The organism is Dactylosporangium sp. NPDC005555 (assembly GCF_040605635.1).
Lineage (GTDB): Bacteria > Actinomycetota > Actinomycetes > Mycobacteriales > Micromonosporaceae > Dactylosporangium.
Genome location: NZ_JBEXDG010000020.1, coordinates 144,878 through 162,793 on the forward strand (window position 1 = coordinate 144,878; position 17,916 = coordinate 162,793).

The following is a 17,916-nucleotide window of genomic DNA, read 5'->3' on the forward strand; positions in this document are numbered from 1 at the left end:
CTGCACAAAGGCGGACAGTTGGGGGAAATTCCGTATTTCGGGCAGACTTGTCAGCCGTTACGTCGTCGCGGGCTTGGTCCTACGGCGCAGGTACAGCCGGACGAGCGGCTCCGCGGCGCGGGCGGCCAGGGGCCCGGCGATGGCGAGGATGAGCACGTACGCGGCGGCGAGGGGGCCGAGTTTCGCGTTGGTGCCGGCGGCGACCGCGAGGCCCGCGATGACGATGTTGAACTCGCCGCGGGGGAGCAGTGCGGCGCCGGCCCGGACCCGGCCGGTGATCGCCACCCCGGCGCGGCGGGCGGCGAGCCATCCGGTGGCCATCTTCGACATGATCCCGGCGAGCGCGAGCAGCGCCGCGACGCCGAGGACCGGCGGCAGCGCCCGCGGGTCGGTCTGCAGGCCGAAGAAGACGAAGAACACGGCCGCGAACAGGTCCCGCAGCGGGGTCAGCAGCTCCCGCGCGGTGTGCGCGAGGGGCCCGGACAGCGCGATGCCGACGAGGAACGCCCCGACGGCCGCGGACACCTGCAGCAGCTCGGCGACGCCGGCGACGAGCACGGTGAGGCCGAGGACCTTGAGCAGCAGCACCTCGTCGCTGTCGGAGGCGACGAACCGCTCCACGATGTGCCCGTAGCGCAGCGCGACGAGCAGGATGGCGCTGATCGTCGCGGCGGCGATCGCGAGGGTGGCGGTGCCGCCGAGCAGACCCACGCCGGCCAGCAGCGCGGTCAGGATCGGCAGGTACAGCGCCATCATCAGGTCCTCGAAGACCAGCAGCGACAGCACGACCGGCGTCTCGCGGTTGCCGAGCCAGCCGAGGTCGCCGAGGACCTTCGCGGTGATGCCGGAGGAGGTCACGTACGTGATGCCGCCCATCGCGACGGCGGCGACGGGCCCCCAGCCGAGGATGAGCGCGGCCGCGACGCCCGGCGCGGCGTTGAGCACGAGGTCGATGATGCCGGCGGGCGCCGAGGAGCGCAGCGTGCCGACGAGCTCCGGAGCGGTGTACTCCAGGCCGAGCGTGAACAGCAGCAGGATCACGCCGATCTCCGCGCCGGCCGAGATGAACTCGGTGCTGGTGGTCAGCGGCAGCACGCCGCCGGCGCCGAACGCCAGCCCGGCCAGGAGGTACAGCGGGATGGGGGAGATCGAGAACCGCAGGGACAGCGCGCCGAGCAGGCCGAGGGCGAGGATGACGGCACCGAGCTCGATGAGGATCGTGTCGTGGTGCACGGGCGGCCCCTATCCGTCGGTGAGGAGCGTCGCGACGCCCTCTGTGCCGGCGGCGGTGCCCACCACGACGACGAGGTCGCCGGCGCGCAGGCCGAAGTCGGGCCGGGGGCTGGTGTGCACGTCACCGCCGCGCAGCACGGCGACGATCGACGCGCCGGTGCGGGTGCGGGACTGGGTGTCGCCGAGGGTACGACCGTCGTACGGCGAGCCGGGCGCGATCACCAGCTGCTCGGTGACGAGCCCGGTCACCTGCCGCTGGAGCTCGGCGAGGTGCTCGACGATGCGCGCGGTGCCGAGGTATTCGGCGACCGCGTTGGACTCCTCCGCGGACAGGGCCACGGAGACCACGCTGGTATCCGGGTCTTCCTTGTCGTAGATGACGAGGTCGCGCCGCCCGCTGCGGTGGGAGACGATGCCGATGCGGCGGCCACGCGCGGTGGTCACCACGTGGCTCGTGCCGATGCCGGGGAGGTCGGTGCGCTCGACGTTCATACCCCATCGTACCGGGAAACGATCAATGCCAGGGGGTCAGCGGCGCAGCGCCTCGCCGAGTTCCTCCGTGGTGCGCACGAGGTTCGCGGCGATCTCGGTGGCGTGGTCGTCGGTGAGCCGGGCGAGCGGCATCCCGATGCTGATCGCGTCCCTGGTGCCGGGGACCGCTGCCGCGACGCAGCCGACGCCGGGCTGGAACTGGCCGCGTTCGTACGCCCAGCCGCGCGCCGCCGTCTCGGCCAGCTCCTGGAACAGGGCGGCCCGGTCGACCACGGACTCGCTGGTGTGGGCGACGACGCCGAGGTCGAGCAGGGCGACGACCCGATCCCGGGGCAGCCCGGCGAGGATGGCCTTGCCGCCGGCGGTGGCGTAGGCGGGCATCCGCCGGCCGACCGCGGAGCCGACGGTGTCCTGCGGCGCCTCCCGGCTGGCGATGCAGACGATGCCGGGCGGGTCGAGCCGCACCAGGCGCACCGCCTCGTTGAGCCGGTCCCGCAGCTGCGCCAGGAGCGGCGCGGCGAGCCGGACGGTGCGGTCGGTCAGCAGGTACGCGCTGCCCGGGCGCAGCGCGCCGACCCCGATCGCGTAGCTGTCGTCGGGCTCGGCGTCGACCCAGCCGCGCTCGACGAGGCTGCGCAGCCTGCCGCGGAGCACCCCCTCGGGCAGGCCGAGCCGGCGCAGGAGCGACTCGAAGGTCACCCGGTCCGTGGCCGCCGCCAGCTGCTCGAGCACGTCGAGGGTCGGGCTCTCGTCAATCATGGGCATCGGCTCCGCGTTTCCCATCCGCACGACGTCCAAACATCTCAGCCGGAGTTTTTCTTCACGAGCGGAAACGGCAGCGTCTCGCGGATCGTCCGGCCGGTCAGCAGCATGACGAGCCGGTCGACGCCGAGGCCGAGCCCGCCGCTGGGCGGCATCGCGAACTCGAACGCGTCGAGGAAGTCCTCGTCGAGCGACATCGCCTCGGGGTCGCCGGCGGCGGCGCGCAGCGACTGGGCGGTCAGCCGGGCGCGCAGCTCGACGGGGTCGACGAGTTCGGTGTACGCGGTGCCCAGCTCCATCCCGAACGCGACGAGGTCCCAGCGCTCGGCGAGGCGCGGGTCGTCGCGGTGCTGCCGGGTCAGCGGCGACACGTCGACGGGGAAGTCGGTGTAGAACGTGGGCCGGACCGTGGCGCCCTCGACGAGGTGCTCGTAGAGCTCGAGGACGAGCTGGCCGTGCGTCCAGGCCTCCTGCCACGCGATGCCGTGCCGGTCCGCCAGGGCCCGCAGGTCCTCCGGCGCGGAGCCGGGCGTCACCGCCGCGGAGACGGCTCGCGACACCGCCTCGTACACCGGGACCACGGGCCATTCGTCGCGGAGGTCGACCTCGACGGGCCCGCGGCGCAGCACAGGACCGGGACCGGCGGTCGCGGCGGCGAGGATGAGCTCGCGGGCCAGGACGCGCATGGTCGTGTAGTCGCCGTACGCCTCGTAAGCCTCCAGCATCGTGAACTCGGGGTTGTGGGTGGCGTCGACGCCCTCGTTGCGGAAGTTCCGGCCGATCTCGAAGACCCGTTCGACGCCGCCGACGGCCAGGCGCTTGAGGTACAGCTCCGGCGCGATCCGCAGGAACAGCCGCATGTCGTAGGCGTTGGAGTGGGTGACGAACGGCCGGGCGTTGGCACCGCCGTGCACCCGTTGCAGGACCGGGGTCTCGACCTCGACGTAGTCGCGGCCGTGCAGGGCGGTGCGCAGCGCGAACCCGACGGCGGAGCGCAGCCGCACCATCTCGCGGGGCGTGGCGTTGACGATCAGGTCGACGTGCCGCTGCCGGACGAGCGCCTCCGGGTCCGCGAGCCCGCGATGCTTGTCCGGCAGCGGGCGCAGGCACTTCGCGGTCAGCCGCCAGTCCTCGGCGAGCACGGACAGTTCGCCGCGTTTCGTCGTACCGACGCAGCCGCGGACACCGATGTGGTCGCCGAGGTCGACCGTGGCGGCGAACGACGGGTCGCCGCTGATCATGACCTGCAGGTCGCCGGACCAGTCGCGCAGCGTGACGAAGCACAGGGCGCCGTGGTCGCGCAGCCGCACCACCCGCCCGGCGACGCTGACCAGGTCGGCGGTGCGGGTGTCCGGCGGCAGGTCCGGGTGCGCGGCGCGGATGCCGGCGAGGTCGTGGGTCCGGGCGAACCCCGGCGGATACGGGTCGACGCCGTCGCGGCGCAGCGCGTCGAGCTTGGCCAGCCGCACCCGGACCTGCTCCGGCAGCGGCTTCTCCACCGGCGGCGCCTCGACCGCGATCAGCTCCCGCGGCCCGTCGTCGGCCGGTGGCGTGCCCCGCCGCAGCAGGGTCCGCAGCTTCGGCACGACCAGGAACCCTTCGGCGGCCGCGGACGCGAGACCGACCTTCGCGAGGTCCCGGACCTCCTCGAAGCACAGGAACCGCGGCAGCCACTGCGGGTTGTACTTGACGTTGGAGCGGTACAGCGACTCCAGCTGGAACCAGCGGGACGCGAACAGCAGCAGCGCCCGCCACAGCCGCAGCACCGGCCCCGCCCCGATCCGCGCGCCCTGCTCGAACACGGCCCGGAACACGGCGAAGTTCAGCGACACCCGGTCGACGCCGATCCGCGGCGCCTCCCGCATGAGCGTGGCCACCATGTGCTCGACCAGGCCGTTGTCGCTGGCCCGGTCGCGGCGCATCAGGTCCAGGGACAGCCCGTCGTCGCCCCACGGCGTGAACGACAGCAGCGCCACCTCACGGCCGTCGCGGTCGTGCGCCTCGACGAGCACGCAGCGGCCGTCGTTGGGGTCGCCGAGCCGGCCCAGCGCCATCGAGAAGCCGCGCTCGGTCTCGGTGTCCCGCCAGCGGGCGGCGAGCTCGATGATCCGCGCCATCTCCTGTGCGCCGATGTCGGCGTGCCGGCGGATGCGGACGGTGTACCCGGCGCGCTCGACGCGGTGCACGGCCTGCCGGACCTGCCGCAGCCGGGGTGCTTCGAGGTCGAAGTCGTGCACGTGCAGGATCGCCTCGTCGCCGAGCTCGATGACCCGCAGCCCGGCGCGGGCGTACGCGGTCGCGCCCTCCTCGCTCGCGCCCATGACCGCCGGGGTCCACGCGTAGTCGCGGGCCTCCCGCAGCCACGCCTCGATCGCCGGCGGCCACGCGTCGGGCTCGCCCAGGGGGTCGCCGCTGGCGAGGGAGACGCCGAAGACGACCCGGTACGTGACGGCGGCGCGTCCGGTGGGGGAGAACACGACCTCCTTGTCGCGGCGGGTCGCGAAGTAGCCGAGCGAGTCGCGGCGGCCGTGCGCTGCCAGGAGCTGCCGGACCCGCCGCTCCTCGTCGGCGTCCAGCGAGGCGGTGGCCCGCTGGGAGCGCAGCAGCGCGAACAGCGCCGCGAACAGGGCGACGGCGCCGAACGCGCCGAGGATCAGGTTGACCCAGCCGGGGACTCTGCCGTGCCGGCCGACGTCGAAGCCGAACGCCCCGCCGAGGACGGTCTTCGCGCTGTACGCGAGGCGTCCCGCCCCCGGGCCGAGCGACCCGGGGAACAGCTCGACGAGCCCCCAGCCGAGCAGCGTGAACGCGACGAGCAGCCCGCCGAGGGTGGCGAGGGCCTTGGCGAGGCTGGCCCGCTGGACGCGGGCGGAGAACCCGGCGCGGGCCAGCCACAGCAGCGCCAGCAGCACGGCGGTGATGAGCACGTTGGCGAGGCCGGCGGCGGCGCCGTGCCACGGCAGCCGCAGCTCCCGCGCCTCCTCGCCCCGCTCCGCGCCGCCGAGCAGCACGAACACGTCGAACAGCACCTGCGCGCCGAGGAACAGCAGCAGCATCCAGTAGGTGACGCGTTTGCGGTTGTGCACGGCGGCGGCGAGGGTGGCCAGGATCGCGGCGTAGCCGAGGTTCGCGGGCGCCGGCAGCAGCAGCGCGTCGACGGTGACCCGCACCGGGTGGACCCGCGAGCCGAGCGCCGCGGAGACGGCGGCGACGGCGCAGAGCACGGCCACGGCCAGCAGCCCGCCCGCGAACCAGTCCGGGAGCCTGTCGCGTAGCGTCTTCACCGGCACATCATCGCGTGCCTGGTTTCAGAACATCCGCACCGGGTGATGATGGCTGCATGGACGACATCACCGCGCTCATTCTGGACGATCACGCCGCGTTCCGCCGGGGGTTCGCCCGACTCGACGACGCCCGCGGCGAGGAGCAGCTCACCGCCGTGTGGGAGGCCCTGGCCCTGCACCTGGAGATCCACGCCGAGGCGGAGGAGCGGATCCTGTACCCGCATCTCCTCAAGCGTGCCTCGTCCGGCGAGGCCAGGGACGAGGCCAAGGAGGAGACCGACGACGCGATCCGCGACCACAACAAGATCCGCGACGCGATCGAGGCGGCCCGATCCTCGGCCGTCGGCACCGACGGCTGGTGGAAGGCCGTGTGGGAGGCCCGCACCGAGAACAGCGAGCATCTCGCCGAGGAGGAGGACGAGGTGCTGCCCGACTTCCGCAAGCACGCCGGCATGGACCTGCGGGTGACGCTCGGCGCGCAGTGGCTGACGTTCTACGGCGAGCACCCCAGCGGCAAGGGCCTCACGTTCCGCGACAAGGACCCGGAGCAGTACATCCGCGACAACAGCTAGGCATATCGGGTTTCGAACCGGGGACCTACCGGCGCATGACAACTGTGCTGATCACCGGTGGTCTCACCGGCATCGGACGGGCCACCGCCGCGGCGTTCGCCGGACAGGGCGCGGACGTGGTGGTCGCCGGCCGCCACGACGCGGAGCTGCCTGCCGGCACCGTCTTCATGCACGCCGACGTGCGGCAGGAGGACGACGTCCGGCAGCTCGTCGACGACACCGTGACCCGCTTCGGCTCCCTCGACGTCGCGGTCAACAACGCCGGCACCGAGGGCAGCCCGGGCACCGTCCTGGAGCAGGACGCCGACACGTACTCGAGGACCTTCGACACGAACGTGCTCGGCACGCTGCTGAGCATGAAGCACGAGCTGCGGGTCATGGAGGAGCAGGGCCACGGCAGCATCGTCAACGTCTCGTCCGTCCTCGGCCATCAGGGCGCGCCCGGGTCGGCGGTCTACGTCGCCAGCAAGCACGCCGTCGACGGGCTGACCCGGTCCGCGGCCCTCGAAGCGGCCGGCAGCGGCGTGCGGGTCAACGCGGTCGCTCCCGGGCCCGTCCAGACGCCGATGCTGCAACGGTTCGAGGCGAACACCGGCGCGACCGATCTCATGGCGGGGGTGCCGCTGGGCCGCCCGGCCACCCCCGACGAGATCGCCAAAGCGGTGCTGTTCCTCGGATCCGACGCCGCCAGCTTCATGACCGGCGAGATCATGTACGTCGACGGCGGCGCCTCAGCCCGGTAGCTCACCCGGTAGCTCATGGCCGTGGCGGACGAGCGCCGCCTCGACCGCCGCGCAGACCTGCTCGACCACCAGCACCCGGGCCGTGGGCTTGTCGTCGCCGGGGATGACGTGCCACGGCCCGGTCGGGTGGTCGGTGCGCGCCAGCATGTCCTCGACCGCGCGCTTGTACGCGGGCCGCTTCTCCCGGTTGCGCCAGTCCTCGTCGGTGAGCTTCCACGAGCGCAGCGGGTCGTCCTGCCGGCTCTTGAACCGGCGCAGCTGCTCCTTGCCGGAGATGTGCATCCAGAACTTGACGAGGACCATGCCCTCGGCGGCGAGGGTCCGCTCGAACTCGGTGATCTCGTCGTAGGCGCGGGACCACTGCTCCTGCGTCGCGAAGCCCTCGACGCGTTCGACGAGGACCCGGCCGTACCAGGACCGGTCCAGCACCGTCATCCCGCCCCAGCCGGGCAGCACCGGCCAGAACCGCCACAGGAAGTGGTGGCGTTTCTCGTCGTACGTCGGTGCCGCGAACTGCGCGACCCGCACGTGCCGCGGGTCGAGGTGGTCGACGAGCCGCTTGATCGAGCCGCCCTTGCCGGACGCGTCCCACCCCTCGAACACCACGCACAACGGCGGCCCCAGCTTCGTCCGCTCGCCGCCGATCTGCCCGCCGAGCGTGAGCCGCAGCCGCAGCAGCCGCTCCTGGGCCCGCTCCAGGCGGCGGGCCGCCTCGTCCCTGGGCAACGTGTCGTCCAGGTCGACCTTCGCCAGCCGCTTCATGCCTGCAAGCCTCGCACGGCTTCGCCTGGTCCGCGTGATGTGCGCAACGCAGTTCCTTTCCACGCGCGCGGGTGCATCGCAACCCTGAGGTGGGACAGTGTTCCGGTGAGCACGAAACGGGCACTGCGGATCGCCGTGCTGCTCGTCGTGCTGGGTGTGGCCGTGTTCACGCTCAAGGACAAGGTCCCGGACCCGGGGCAGATCGCCGGCACGATCGCCTCGGCGAGCCCGTGGTGGCTGGTCCTCGCCGCCGTCGCCGAGCTGACGTCCCTGCGGCACTTCGCGCTCCAGCAGCGCCGCCTCCTGGCCGGCTTCGGGGTGCGGATGTCGGTGCCGCGCGCCGTCGCGGTCACGTTCACCCGCTCGGCGATCTCGTTCAGCCTGCCGGCCGGCTCGGCGATGTCGGCCGGGTTCGCGTTCCGCCAGTTCCGCACCGCCGGCGCGACCCGCCGCACCGCAGGGGCCGTGGCCGTGCTGTCGTCGGTGCTGTCCGGTGTCGCGCTGGTGCTCATGTACGGCGCGGTCGTGCTGATCCCACGCGGCGGCGCGACCGGCAACGCCGACACGCTGGTGCTGGTCCTCGCCCTGCTGGCGACCGGGTCCGTGGTGTTCGGCCTGGACTTCCTGCTGTCGCGCGGGACCGTGCCGGCGCCCGTGCGGCTGGAGCCCGACGAGGAGGCGCGCCCTGACGGGCTGCTCGGGCGCGGCCGGGCGGCGGTGGCCCGCACCGTGGCCGACCTGCGCCGCCTGCCGCGCCGCTCGTGGGTGCTGTCGCTGATCCACGCCACCGTCAACTGGGGCCTCGACTTCGCCTGCCTGGCCGCGACGGCCGCCGCGTTCGGCATCGACGTGAGCCTGGTGCGGCTGGCCACGGTGTACCTGACGGTGCAGCTGGTCCGGCAGGTGCCGATCAGCCCCGGCGGGATCGGCGTGGTCGAGGTCGCCCTGCTCGCCGGCCTGGTCTCCGCCGGCGCGGGGCACGACGCGGCGACCGCCGCGATGCTGGTCTACCGGCTGCTGTCCTGCTGGATCATCATCCCGCTCGGCGCGCTGACCTACGCCACGCTGCGCCGCCGCACCTCCCCCGCGCCGAAGCCGGCGCCCCGTGCACCGTCCCCGGTCGCCTAGCTCACACGGATCTTTCAAACTTCACAAGGTCCTGTTAGGTTCGGTGGCGTGCCCGCACCGGACCGCCTCGACCTGACCCTCCGCCTCGTCCGCGGTAGCGGCCGGCTGACCCTCGCCGACCTCGCCGACCGCCTCGGCGTCTCGGAGATGACCGTCCGCCGCGACCTCGACCAGCTCCAGAGCCACGGCCTGGTCCGCCGGGTCCGGGGCGGCGCCGTCGCCCTCGACGTGCCCGCCGACGAGGCCGGCTTCGACGTCCGCGCCCAGTGGCAGGCCGCCACCAAGGCCCGCCTCGGCGCGGCGACCGCCGCGCTGATCGAGCCCGGCGGCACCGTCCTGCTGGACGCCGGCACCACCACCGCCGCGGTCGCCGCCGCCCTCGCCGCCCGCTTCGGCGCCTCGTCGCCGCCCTTGACGGTCGCGGCGCTGAGCCTGCAGGCGGCGGTCCGGCTCGCCGACCAGCCCGGCATCCGGCTGATCGTCATGGGCGGCGAGTCCCGCGCCGGCGAGCGCAGCCTCGTCGGCCCCCTGGCCCTGAGCGCCCTGGACCAGCTGCGCTTCGACACGTTCGTCATGTCGATCGGCGCGGTCCACCACGACCTGGGCTGGTCCGAGTTCGACCTCGACGACGCCGCCGTCAAACGCGCCGCGCTGCGCCGTGCCGGCCGCACCGTCGTCGTCGCCGACGCCACGAAGCTGGGGGTCCAGGCGTTCGCCCGGGTCGCCCCCCTCGACGCCGCCGACACCCTCGTCACGTCCGGCGTCACGTCCGGCGTCACGTCCGGCCCAGCCGGGTCGGACGGGGCCGCGGCGGAGACCCTCACCGCGCTGCGTGCCGCCGGCGTCGACGTCATCACCACCGACAACCCTGAGGAGCCCTTGTCATGATGATCCTGGTAGCCGGCCCCTACCGCTCGGGCACCGGCGACGACCCCGCGCTGCTGCGCGCCAACGTCGACGCCATGAACGACGCCGCCGTCGGCCTCTTCCGCGCCGGCCACCTCCCCGTCACCGGCGAGGCCCTGGCCCTGCCCCTCATCGAACGCGCCGGCTCGGCGGCCGTCGGCGACCCCGTCTTCGACGAGATCTTCCACCCGATCTCCGCCCGCCTCCTCGCCCGCTGCGACGCCGTCCTGCGCATCGGTGGCCCCTCCACCGGCGCGGACGAGATGGTCGCCCAGGCCCGCACCGAGGGCAAACCCGTCTACACCTCCGTCACCGACATCCCCGCCCCGTGACGGTGCCGGGTGAGGCCGCTCAGGCGGCGCGCCGCGACATCCGGCGCAGCAGGGCATCCGGATCCAGGGTGACGCCGACCGGCTCGGTGAGCGTGAGCGTCTCGCCCGGCCCGACCTTCGCCTCCTCGGCATACTGCCCGCCCTCCAGCCGGTGCAGGCGCATGGTGACCGCTCCGGCCGGGTCCTGCTCGACGATCAGATACCACGCGATCCCCGCGGCCGCGTAGAGCGGCAGCTTCACCGTGCGGTCCACGCCCGCGGTGCTCGGCGAGGCGATCTCGACGACGAGCACGACGTCGGCGGCTTCGATCATGTCGTCGTCCCCGTCGACGTCGGCCACGACGATGTCCGGAATGAAGATGCGGCCGGAGCCGAGCCGGACGTTGACCGCCTCGAGCATGAGCAGGCCGGCGTCGGTGGCGGGCCCGTCGAGCGCGGTCGCCAGCAGCCAGGACAGCCGCTGGTGTCGGTTTCTCGGTGCCGGGCTCACCAGCAGACTCCCGTCGAGCAGCTCGATGCGATGGTGTTTGATCGGCTCGAGGGCGAGATAGTCGGCCTCGAGCCAGGGACCCTCATGGTCGAGCGGGTTGAAGCTCATGAGGTCACGCACCTTCCGTCGGCTGCTGCCATCAGGCTGCCACGCGGCGGGGCCATCGACGAGGCGCTCGCTCAGAAGGGTCATGCATTCACCCTGCCACATAGCCGCTTAAGAGTACAACTTGATCGGTGTTTCAGCGCGAATTGATCGGACGCTGGTCCCGGTCGGGGCGGGGGACGGTGGCGAAGGTGATGAGTTTGAACCAGGCGGGGACGCCGCGGCGCAGGTCGGGCGGGCCCTGGATGGTGACGGCGCCGGAGCGCAGGGCGTCGGACCAGTCGAGGTCGCCGAGCCAGACCTCGGTCATGCTGCGCAGGTCGGCGGTGACCTGGAGGGTCACGTCGAAGCCGGGGTCGGCGTCGCAGACGTCGGCCTCGGTCGGGGTGAGGACCAGCCACCAGGTCCGCTGCGACGGGGGCACGGCGGGGAAGTCGAACCGCACGACCGTCCGGCCGGCCGGGACGGCGTCGTGGTCGACGCGGCGGTGCATGTCCCACAGCAGGAGCTTCGGGTCGAGGTCGCGGTCGCCGAGTTCGCCGATCCAGCGGATGCCCCACGCGCCGAGCGCGGCGACGATCGGGGCCAGCTCCCGGCCGGCGGGGGAGAGCCGGTAGCGGACCTCGACGCCGGACTTGTGACGCTCGGCGACGCCGGCGGCGACGAGGTGCTGCAGGCGCTTCGACAGCAGGGTCGGCGACATCCGGGGCAGGCCGCGGCGCAGGTCGTTGAAGTGCCGGTCGCCGCCGACGAGCTCGCGGACCACGAGCATGGTCCAGCGCTCGTCGAGCAGTTCCATGGTCTTGGCCACCGGGCAGAACTGGTAGTACGACGCACCCATACACGCACCGTAAGCGCCGGGCGGGGCACGGCGCCGGGTGGTGTCGGCGAGCCGACCGGCCACGCTCGCACGGTCCGGGCCCTGACCGCCCCCTGGACCCCGTAGTCGGGAACCGGACCAGTACAGATCTTGTACTGGTCCGGCCCGCCGGACCGTTCCTACGGTCGAGACATGCAGACCGAAGCCATGACCGCCGAACAGGCCGACAAGGCACTGAAGAGCAAGCACCGGGTGATGTGGGCGCTGGGCGACTACGCCGCCGTCGCCGCCGACGTGATCCCGGCCCTCGGCCCCGTCCTCGCCGGGGCGATCGGCGCGGGACCCGGCGTCCGGGTCCTCGACGTCGCCGCGGGATCCGGCAACGCGGCGATCCCGGCCGCGCTCGCCGGCGCCGACGTCGTCGCCACCGACCTCACCCCCGAGCTCCTGCGGATCGGGGAGCGGCTCGCCGCGGCGCGGGGCGCGACGCTGACCTGGGAGACCGCCGACGCGGAGGCGCTGCCGTTCGAGGCGGCCGCGTTCGACGCCGTCATGTCCTGCGTCGGGGTGATGTTCGCCCCGCACCACCAGGCCGGCGCCGGCGAGCTGGTCCGGGTGTGCCGGCCCGGCGGGACGATCGGGCTGGTCAACTGGACGCCGGAGGGGTTCATCGGGCAGATGTTCGCGACGATGAAGCCCTACGCACCCCCGCCGCCGCCCGGCGCGCAGCCGCCCCCGCTGTGGGGCAGCGAGGCACACGTCCGCGACCTGTTCGGCGACGCCGTCACCGACGTCGTGGCGCAGCGGCGGATGCTGCGCGTCGAGGCGTTCCCGTCCGCAGAGGCGTTCCTGGAGTTCTTCAAGCGCACCTACGGGCCCACCATCGCGGTGTACGCCGCGAACGCCGGTGACCCAGCGGCGGTCGCCGCGCTGGACGCCGCCCTGCTGGACCTGGCCCGGGCGCACGACCTCGGCGGCGGCGCGATGGAGTGGCAGTACCTGCTGTACGTGGCCCGCCGGGCCTAGACGAAACGCTGGCGCTGCCGGCCCAGCCCGTCGATCGACAGCTCGACCACGTCGCCGGCGCGCAGGTACGGCTGGCCGGGAATGCCCATCGCCACCCCGGCCGGCGTGCCGGTGTTCACGACGTCGCCGGGGCGCAGCACCATGAACTGGCTCAGGTACCAGATCAGGTGCGGCACGTCGAAGATCATGTCACCGGCGAGCTCGTCCTGGCGGGGCTCGCCGTTGACCCACGACCGCAGCCGCAGGTCCGGGACGGCCAGGCCTTCCGCGGGGACCAGCCAGGGGCCGAGCGGGTTGAAGGTCTCGCACGACTTGCCCTTGTCCCACTGGCCGCCGCGCTCCAGCTGGAACTCCCGCTCGGAGACGTCGTTGCTGATCGCATACCCGGCGACGCAGGCGGGCGCGTCGGCGGGGCTGTCGAGATACCGGGCCTGCCGGCCGATGACGACGGCCAGCTCCACCTCGTAGTCGGTCTTTACGCTGTTGCGCGGGACGCGCACGTCGTCGTCGGGGCCGACGACGGTGTCGGACGCCTTCATGAACACGACCGGCTCGGCGGGCGGCTCCGCGCCGGACTCGGCGGCGTGCGCCCGGTAGTTGAGGCCGATGCAGACGACCTTGCCGGGCCGCGCGACCGGCGCGCCGGTGCGGGCAGGGGGGTCGGCCAGCGCGGGCAGGGTGCCGGCGTCGAGGGCGTCGCGGACCCTGGCGATCCCGTCCGCCGCGAGGAACACGCCGTCGATGTCCGAGGTCAGCCGCGACACGTCCCGCGGCACGTCCTCGGCGTCGAGCACCACGGGTCGTTCGGCACCGGACGGTCCAAGCCGGGCAAGTCTCATGGGCTGCCACGGTACGGACGCAGTGGCCAAGTGGTCAAGCCAATCCTGCCACCGCGGCGATGCGTTCGAGGTGGGCCGTCATCGCCGTCCGCGCGGCGTCGGGGTCGCCCCGCTCGACGGCGTCGACGATGGCCTCGTGGTCGTCGGCCGTCCGCCGGCGAACCCCGGGTCGCTCCGCCGTGATCGACCGGCTGGACCTGCCGAGGCCGGACAGCGACTCGAGCATGGCGGCCAGCAGCGCGTTGCCGGCCGCCTCGGCGATCAGCCGGTGCAGCACCAGGTCGGCCTCGACCTGGTCGTCGCCGCCGATCGCGGCCCGCATCGCGGCGGCCTGCCCGGGGGTGGCCCGCTGCGCGGCGAGGGCGGCGAGCGCGGGCTCCAGGAGCAGCCGCGCCTCGAACAGCTCCCCGATCGTGCGCTCGTTGAGGGCCATCACGAAGCGCATCGGCTCCAGCAGGGCCGCGGTGGACAGCGCCGCGACGAACGTGCCGGCGCCGTGCCGGCTCTCCAGGATGTTGAGGCCCTGCAGGGAGCGGATCGTCTCGCGCAGCGTGGGCCGGCTGATGCCGAGCAGCTCGGCGAGCTCCCGCTCCGGCGGCAGCCGCTGCCCGGGCGTGAGCCGCCCGTCGACGATCATCTCCTGGATGGCGCGCGCCGCGTCCGCCGCCGCCGAGGTGCGCCGCAGCTTCACGAAGTCGGCCCCGCTCACCGCCCCCACGCTACGGCACCCACCTTCCGCGTGCCTCCCATGATCTGTGCCGACACGAAGCCCGCGGCGGGCGGCGGGTCAGGCAATGGTGGCGACGGTGAAGGTGCCCGGGTCCTTGCCGGCCCGGGCGACCGGGGTGCCGTCCGGGGACCAGATGGCGGAGCGGCCGGCGGTCTCGGTGTAGCCGTCGCCCGTCGGGCCGGCGAAGCTGGCGAACGCGACCCACACCCCGTGCGCCACGGCGATGCGGGCGCCGCGCTCGGCTTGCTCGTCGGCCTCCTCGGCGGACCTGCAGGTGCCGGCGAGATACGCGTCGATGCCGAGCGCCACGGTGTCGGCCTGGTGCCGCGGGACGCCGGTGTCCTTGCACTGGGCCAGTCCGAGGCGCCGGCCCTCGACGGTCACGACCGCCGGGCCGGCCGCGGGCCGGAAGCGGCGCCGCTCGTGCCCGCCCAGGTAGACCTTGCGGTAGGCGACGGTGACGGCGCCCGTGAGGCCGTCCACGGCGAGCATCCCGATGAACGGCCCGCCGTCGCCGTCGACCGGGGCGCCGGCCAGCGCGAGGGTGCCGGTGTCCCGGCACGCGGTGAGCAGCTCGGAAAGGGCCTCGTGCTCCGGCGGCACGACATCCGCGTCGAGCTCGTAGCCGGTCAGGGACAGTTCGGGGAACACGACGACCCGCGCGCCCGCCGCGTGGACCACGGCGGCGTGGGTGGCCGCGTTGGCCGCCACGTCATAGGCGTCGCATTCCGGCTGCGCGACCGCGACGGTCAAGGGCTCCCGCATCCATCGATCCTAGACGCCGGGCAGGCTGCCCCGGGGCCCGTGACGTGCGCCGGTCGGCGGCCCGGACCTGCCGGTCGGCCGCGGACCGTCCCACGCCATATATCTGACGATCATCGATGTCGTTGGTTGGCTGCGAGGGTGTCGTATCGCATGGGCGACCACGCCTGCATTTCCTCGACGTCCGGTGGCGCGGCACCCGCCTGCTGAGCGGTCACCGGCGGGGCGGCCGCGACCGGCGGGCCGGCGTCGAGGTCGATCACGGATCCACGGTGGAGCCGGACCTGCCCGACGGAATCAGTCAATTGACGCCCCTGAATGCATGGGTATCCCTCGCTCATACCCTCGCACTTCGATGCGACCGTCGCCGATGGGTGCCGCGGCGATAGTGTGCGTTGTCAATATCATCACGGGCGGTCTGCCCGCTTCCGGTCGCGGTCACCCCCGTCCGGTGCGGCAGGCCGACTTGAGGAGGCTTCATGGTGCGAACACGCCTGGTCACGACCGCGGTCGTCGTCCTCGCCGCGCCGGTGCTCGTCGCCCTGCCGGGCTCCCCGGCGTCGGCGGCCCCGGTCAAGGCGCCTGCGGCGTCCAGTGCGAGCAAGACGTCCGACACGCGGCACATGACCCGCACGCAGTTCACGTTGGACGGCAAGCTGGTCGACACGTCGAAGATGGCGAAGCCGGCGCAGAAGCGCTCGCTGGCGGCGGGGGAGACCCCGGCCGTCGGCACGGTCCGTCAGTGGCTGGGTTCGGACGACTACCAGGGCCGGCTGTACCGCAAGGACTACGTCCTTCGTGGTGCCGGCGAGCACATCGAGGTCTGGGTCGCCGTCGACACCTCGTTCCCGGCGGGCGACTGCCGTAACGCGGTGCCGAACACGACCACGGTCACCGACGAGCAGGTGGCGAACTTCATCCACGAGTTCGACACCAACATGTACCCGAAGGAGACCGCGGCCTTCAGCACCCCGCCGAACCGGGACGGCAGCAACGCGCTGCTCGGCCCGGACGCCAACGGCAACGGCGGCGTGTACACCGGCGGCGGCGAGAAGACCGTCACGCTGGTCGACAACGTCCGGGACGACAACTACTACACGTTCCCGGCCGCGACGACCTACATCGCCGGCTTCTTCTCCACCCAGTTCAACGAACTGTTCGACCGCAACGTCATGACGATCGACGCGTTCGACTGGGAGCACCGCACCGGTGCGAACCCCGTCGACGCGCCCTCCAGCGACGTCTGCACCAGCCGCCCGGCGCGCCCGACCCTGTACGAGGGCACGTTCGCGCACGAGTGGCAGCACCTGCTGCTGTCCTACGTCGACCCGAACGAGACGACGTGGCTCAACGAGGGTCTCGCGGACTTCGCGCAGACGCTCACCGGCTACGTCGACGGCACCAAGACGGTCTACGACAAGGGCGGCGACAGCCACCTGTACTGCTTCCAGGGCTACGGCCCGGTGCAGACACCCTTCAACCCCAACCCCCGCGACTGCGGTGGCTCCCAGAACTCGCTCAACCTCTGGGGTGAGGGCGGCAGCGGCGCCGGTGTGCTCGCCGACTACGGCAACGCATACCAGTTCCTGCTGTACCTCTACGACCACTACGGTCAGGACATCATCGAGAAGCTGCACCGCGACGCCGCCCTGCAGGGCATCAAGAGCGTCGACGCGGCAGTGAAGGCCGAGGGCGCCAAGGACGCGTACACGGTGCTGCACGACTACCAGTCGTCGGTGCTGCTGGACAAGCTCCTGGACGACTCGCGCTGGAGCCTCGTGCTCGGCGCCGACAAGTCCAAGGTCACGTCGAAGAGCGTCCGCTCCTCGGTGAACCTGGCGAACACCCAGAGCTACAGCGTGCCCGGAGCGGCCCCCAACGGCGCCGACTACGTGCTGCTGCAGAAGACCGGCACGGCCATCAAGGGCAAGGACCTGCGGTCCCTGAAGTTCACGGGCGCGGCCCAGCTGCCGGCGGTCCCGCTGGCCTGGACGCTGGTGAACAACGACCCCGACCGGCCGGGCAACTCGGTGCTGTTCTCGGGCAACGCCAACAACACCGACGCCACCGCGGTCATCCCGGTGACCGTCCCCGCCACCAACGCGACGCTGGCCTTCCAGGCGAAGTACGGCGCCGAGCTCGGCTACGACTACGGCTACGTCGTGGTCTCCACCGACGGTGGCACGACCTACGCCGCGATCCCCGGTGACAGGACCGTCGACGCGCCGCTCGGGCCGGGCCTGAACGGCACGACGACCGGGTTCGAGCCGCACAGCTACGACCTGTCCGCGTACGCGGGCAAGTCGATCCTGCTCGGCTTCCGCTACGTCAGCGACGGTGGTGTCAACGAGGGCGGCCTGCTCATCGACGACATCAAGCTCGGCGGCACCACGCTGAGCGACGGCTCCAGCCTGGCGCCGTTCGACTCGCCGACGGAGATCCAGCCGGTCAAGGTCAAGAACTGGCACGTGAAGCTCGTCGGCATCGACGAGGGCAACCACTTCGCGTGGCAGCTCGAGTTCACCGGCAAGAACAGCATCCAGCTGAACTGGATCCAGCTGGCGCTGCTGTCGCTGTTCCCGAAGGTCGTGGCGGTCGTCGCCTACGACGAGCCGACGGAGCAGGTCCAGCAGTACGCGCCGTACACCCTCACGGTGAACGGCGTGCTCCAGCCGGGCGGCAGTTCCTGACGCTGCGGTGAGCAAAGGCGGGCGCCCCTGGTTCACCAGGGGCGCCCGTCGCGTTGTGCGCCGTGATCCGGAAGACCTTGTGCAGTCATAGGTCAATGCCGGTGAGTTAAGCGTTCAGGGTGATGGATGGGGCTGGATGGTGACCGTGAAGGTTGCTGTCCAGCTTCGTTGTTTGCGGCCGGGTGGTTTGGTGGTGCGGTCGCTGATGCGGTTGCGGCGGTTGGGGAGGGTTTGTTCGAG

At 72.6% G+C, this 17,916-nt stretch carries 18 protein-coding genes; 7 read left to right on the top strand and 11 right to left on the bottom strand.

Translation table 11 applies throughout. The features are described 5' to 3' along the window. Positions 1-57: 57 nt before the first annotated feature. Genes ABZS58_RS23660 through lysX form a run of 4 tightly spaced genes read right to left on the bottom strand, consistent with a single transcriptional unit; the run spans position 58 to position 5,771 of the window. Positions 58-1,233 carry a cation:proton antiporter gene (locus ABZS58_RS23660; RefSeq protein WP_354784797.1) on the bottom strand — a complete coding sequence of 392 codons (1,176 nt, stop codon included), beginning with the start codon at positions 1,231-1,233 and terminating at the stop codon, positions 58-60. Between the two features lie 9 nt (positions 1,234-1,242). Continuing rightward, positions 1,243-1,725: a cation:proton antiporter regulatory subunit gene (locus tag ABZS58_RS23665; RefSeq protein WP_354784799.1), complete on the bottom strand. Its 483-nt coding sequence runs from the start codon at positions 1,723-1,725 to the stop codon at positions 1,243-1,245. A gap of 36 nt (positions 1,726-1,761) precedes the next feature. Continuing rightward, positions 1,762-2,484: an IclR family transcriptional regulator gene (locus tag ABZS58_RS23670; protein WP_354784801.1), complete on the bottom strand. Its 723-nt coding sequence runs from the start codon at positions 2,482-2,484 to the stop codon at positions 1,762-1,764. A gap of 44 nt (positions 2,485-2,528) precedes the next feature. Further along, positions 2,529-5,771, bottom strand: coding sequence for a bifunctional lysylphosphatidylglycerol synthetase/lysine--tRNA ligase LysX (lysX, locus tag ABZS58_RS23675; RefSeq protein WP_354784803.1), 3,243 nt, complete (start codon positions 5,769-5,771; stop codon positions 2,529-2,531). Between the two features lie 56 nt (positions 5,772-5,827). Between lysX and ABZS58_RS23680 the strand changes: the two genes are divergently transcribed. After that, a complete protein-coding gene (locus ABZS58_RS23680; RefSeq protein ID WP_354784805.1) occupies positions 5,828-6,343 on the top strand; it encodes a hemerythrin domain-containing protein in 516 nt (171 codons plus the stop codon). 35 nt (positions 6,344-6,378) lie between these two features. After that, positions 6,379-7,086, top strand: coding sequence for a glucose 1-dehydrogenase (locus ABZS58_RS23685; RefSeq protein WP_354784807.1), 708 nt, complete (start codon positions 6,379-6,381; stop codon positions 7,084-7,086). Here the strand turns inward: ABZS58_RS23685 and ABZS58_RS23690 are convergent. After that, the gene (locus tag ABZS58_RS23690; protein WP_354784809.1) at positions 7,075-7,848 is read right to left on the bottom strand and encodes a UDP-galactose-lipid carrier transferase; all 774 of its coding nucleotides are present in this window, start codon (positions 7,846-7,848) and stop codon (positions 7,075-7,077) included. The two genes, ABZS58_RS23685 and ABZS58_RS23690, sit on opposite strands and share 12 nt — an antisense overlap. 105 nt (positions 7,849-7,953) lie before the next feature. Between ABZS58_RS23690 and ABZS58_RS23695 the strand changes: the two genes are divergently transcribed. The 3 genes from ABZS58_RS23695 to ABZS58_RS23705 are packed head-to-tail and all read left to right on the top strand — an operon-like array spanning position 7,954 to position 10,214. Next, the gene (locus ABZS58_RS23695) at positions 7,954-8,976 is read left to right on the top strand and encodes a lysylphosphatidylglycerol synthase transmembrane domain-containing protein (RefSeq protein ID WP_354784811.1); all 1,023 of its coding nucleotides are present in this window, start codon (positions 7,954-7,956) and stop codon (positions 8,974-8,976) included. A gap of 48 nt (positions 8,977-9,024) precedes the next feature. After that, the gene (locus ABZS58_RS23700) at positions 9,025-9,864 is read left to right on the top strand and encodes a DeoR/GlpR family DNA-binding transcription regulator (RefSeq protein WP_354784813.1); all 840 of its coding nucleotides are present in this window, start codon (positions 9,025-9,027) and stop codon (positions 9,862-9,864) included. Then, on the top strand, positions 9,861-10,214 hold the full coding sequence (locus ABZS58_RS23705) for a DUF4406 domain-containing protein (RefSeq protein ID WP_354784815.1): 354 nt from the start codon (positions 9,861-9,863) through the stop codon (positions 10,212-10,214). Before ABZS58_RS23700 ends, ABZS58_RS23705 begins: the two co-directional genes overlap by 4 nt. A gap of 19 nt (positions 10,215-10,233) precedes the next feature. Here the strand turns inward: ABZS58_RS23705 and ABZS58_RS23710 are convergent, their stop codons facing one another. Both ABZS58_RS23710 and ABZS58_RS23715 read right to left on the bottom strand, forming a co-directional pair. Then, positions 10,234-10,896 carry a Uma2 family endonuclease gene (locus tag ABZS58_RS23710; RefSeq protein WP_354784817.1) on the bottom strand — a complete coding sequence of 221 codons (663 nt, stop codon included), beginning with the start codon at positions 10,894-10,896 and terminating at the stop codon, positions 10,234-10,236. A gap of 49 nt (positions 10,897-10,945) precedes the next feature. Then, positions 10,946-11,650 carry a helix-turn-helix domain-containing protein gene (locus ABZS58_RS23715; protein ID WP_354784819.1) on the bottom strand — a complete coding sequence of 235 codons (705 nt, stop codon included), beginning with the start codon at positions 11,648-11,650 and terminating at the stop codon, positions 10,946-10,948. A gap of 171 nt (positions 11,651-11,821) precedes the next feature. Between ABZS58_RS23715 and ABZS58_RS23720 the strand changes: the two genes are divergently transcribed. Further along, positions 11,822-12,655, top strand: coding sequence for a class I SAM-dependent methyltransferase (locus tag ABZS58_RS23720; protein WP_354784821.1), 834 nt, complete (start codon positions 11,822-11,824; stop codon positions 12,653-12,655). Here the strand turns inward: ABZS58_RS23720 and ABZS58_RS23725 are convergent. The 4 genes from ABZS58_RS23725 to ABZS58_RS23740 all read right to left on the bottom strand — a co-directional run bounded on the left by ABZS58_RS23725 (position 12,652) and on the right by ABZS58_RS23740 (position 15,249). Then, positions 12,652-13,494 carry a fumarylacetoacetate hydrolase family protein gene (locus ABZS58_RS23725; protein WP_354784823.1) on the bottom strand — a complete coding sequence of 281 codons (843 nt, stop codon included), beginning with the start codon at positions 13,492-13,494 and terminating at the stop codon, positions 12,652-12,654. The genes ABZS58_RS23720 and ABZS58_RS23725 overlap by 4 nt on opposite strands. A gap of 34 nt (positions 13,495-13,528) precedes the next feature. Then, entirely contained in the window at positions 13,529-14,203 is a 675-nt protein-coding gene (locus tag ABZS58_RS23730; protein WP_354784825.1) for an FCD domain-containing protein, read from the bottom strand. Positions 14,204-14,281: 78 nt separating this feature from the next. Beyond that, a complete protein-coding gene (locus ABZS58_RS23735; RefSeq protein ID WP_354784827.1) occupies positions 14,282-14,989 on the bottom strand; it encodes a carbon-nitrogen hydrolase family protein in 708 nt (235 codons plus the stop codon). Positions 14,990-15,099: 110 nt separating this feature from the next. Next, on the bottom strand, positions 15,100-15,249 hold the full coding sequence (locus ABZS58_RS23740) for a hypothetical protein (RefSeq protein WP_354784829.1): 150 nt from the start codon (positions 15,247-15,249) through the stop codon (positions 15,100-15,102). Positions 15,250-15,465: 216 nt separating this feature from the next. Between ABZS58_RS23740 and ABZS58_RS23745 the strand changes: the two genes are divergently transcribed. Further along, positions 15,466-17,676, top strand: a complete 2,211-nt coding sequence (locus ABZS58_RS23745; RefSeq protein WP_354784831.1) for a choice-of-anchor J domain-containing protein — start codon at positions 15,466-15,468, stop codon at positions 17,674-17,676. Positions 17,677-17,916: the final 240 nt, after the last annotated feature.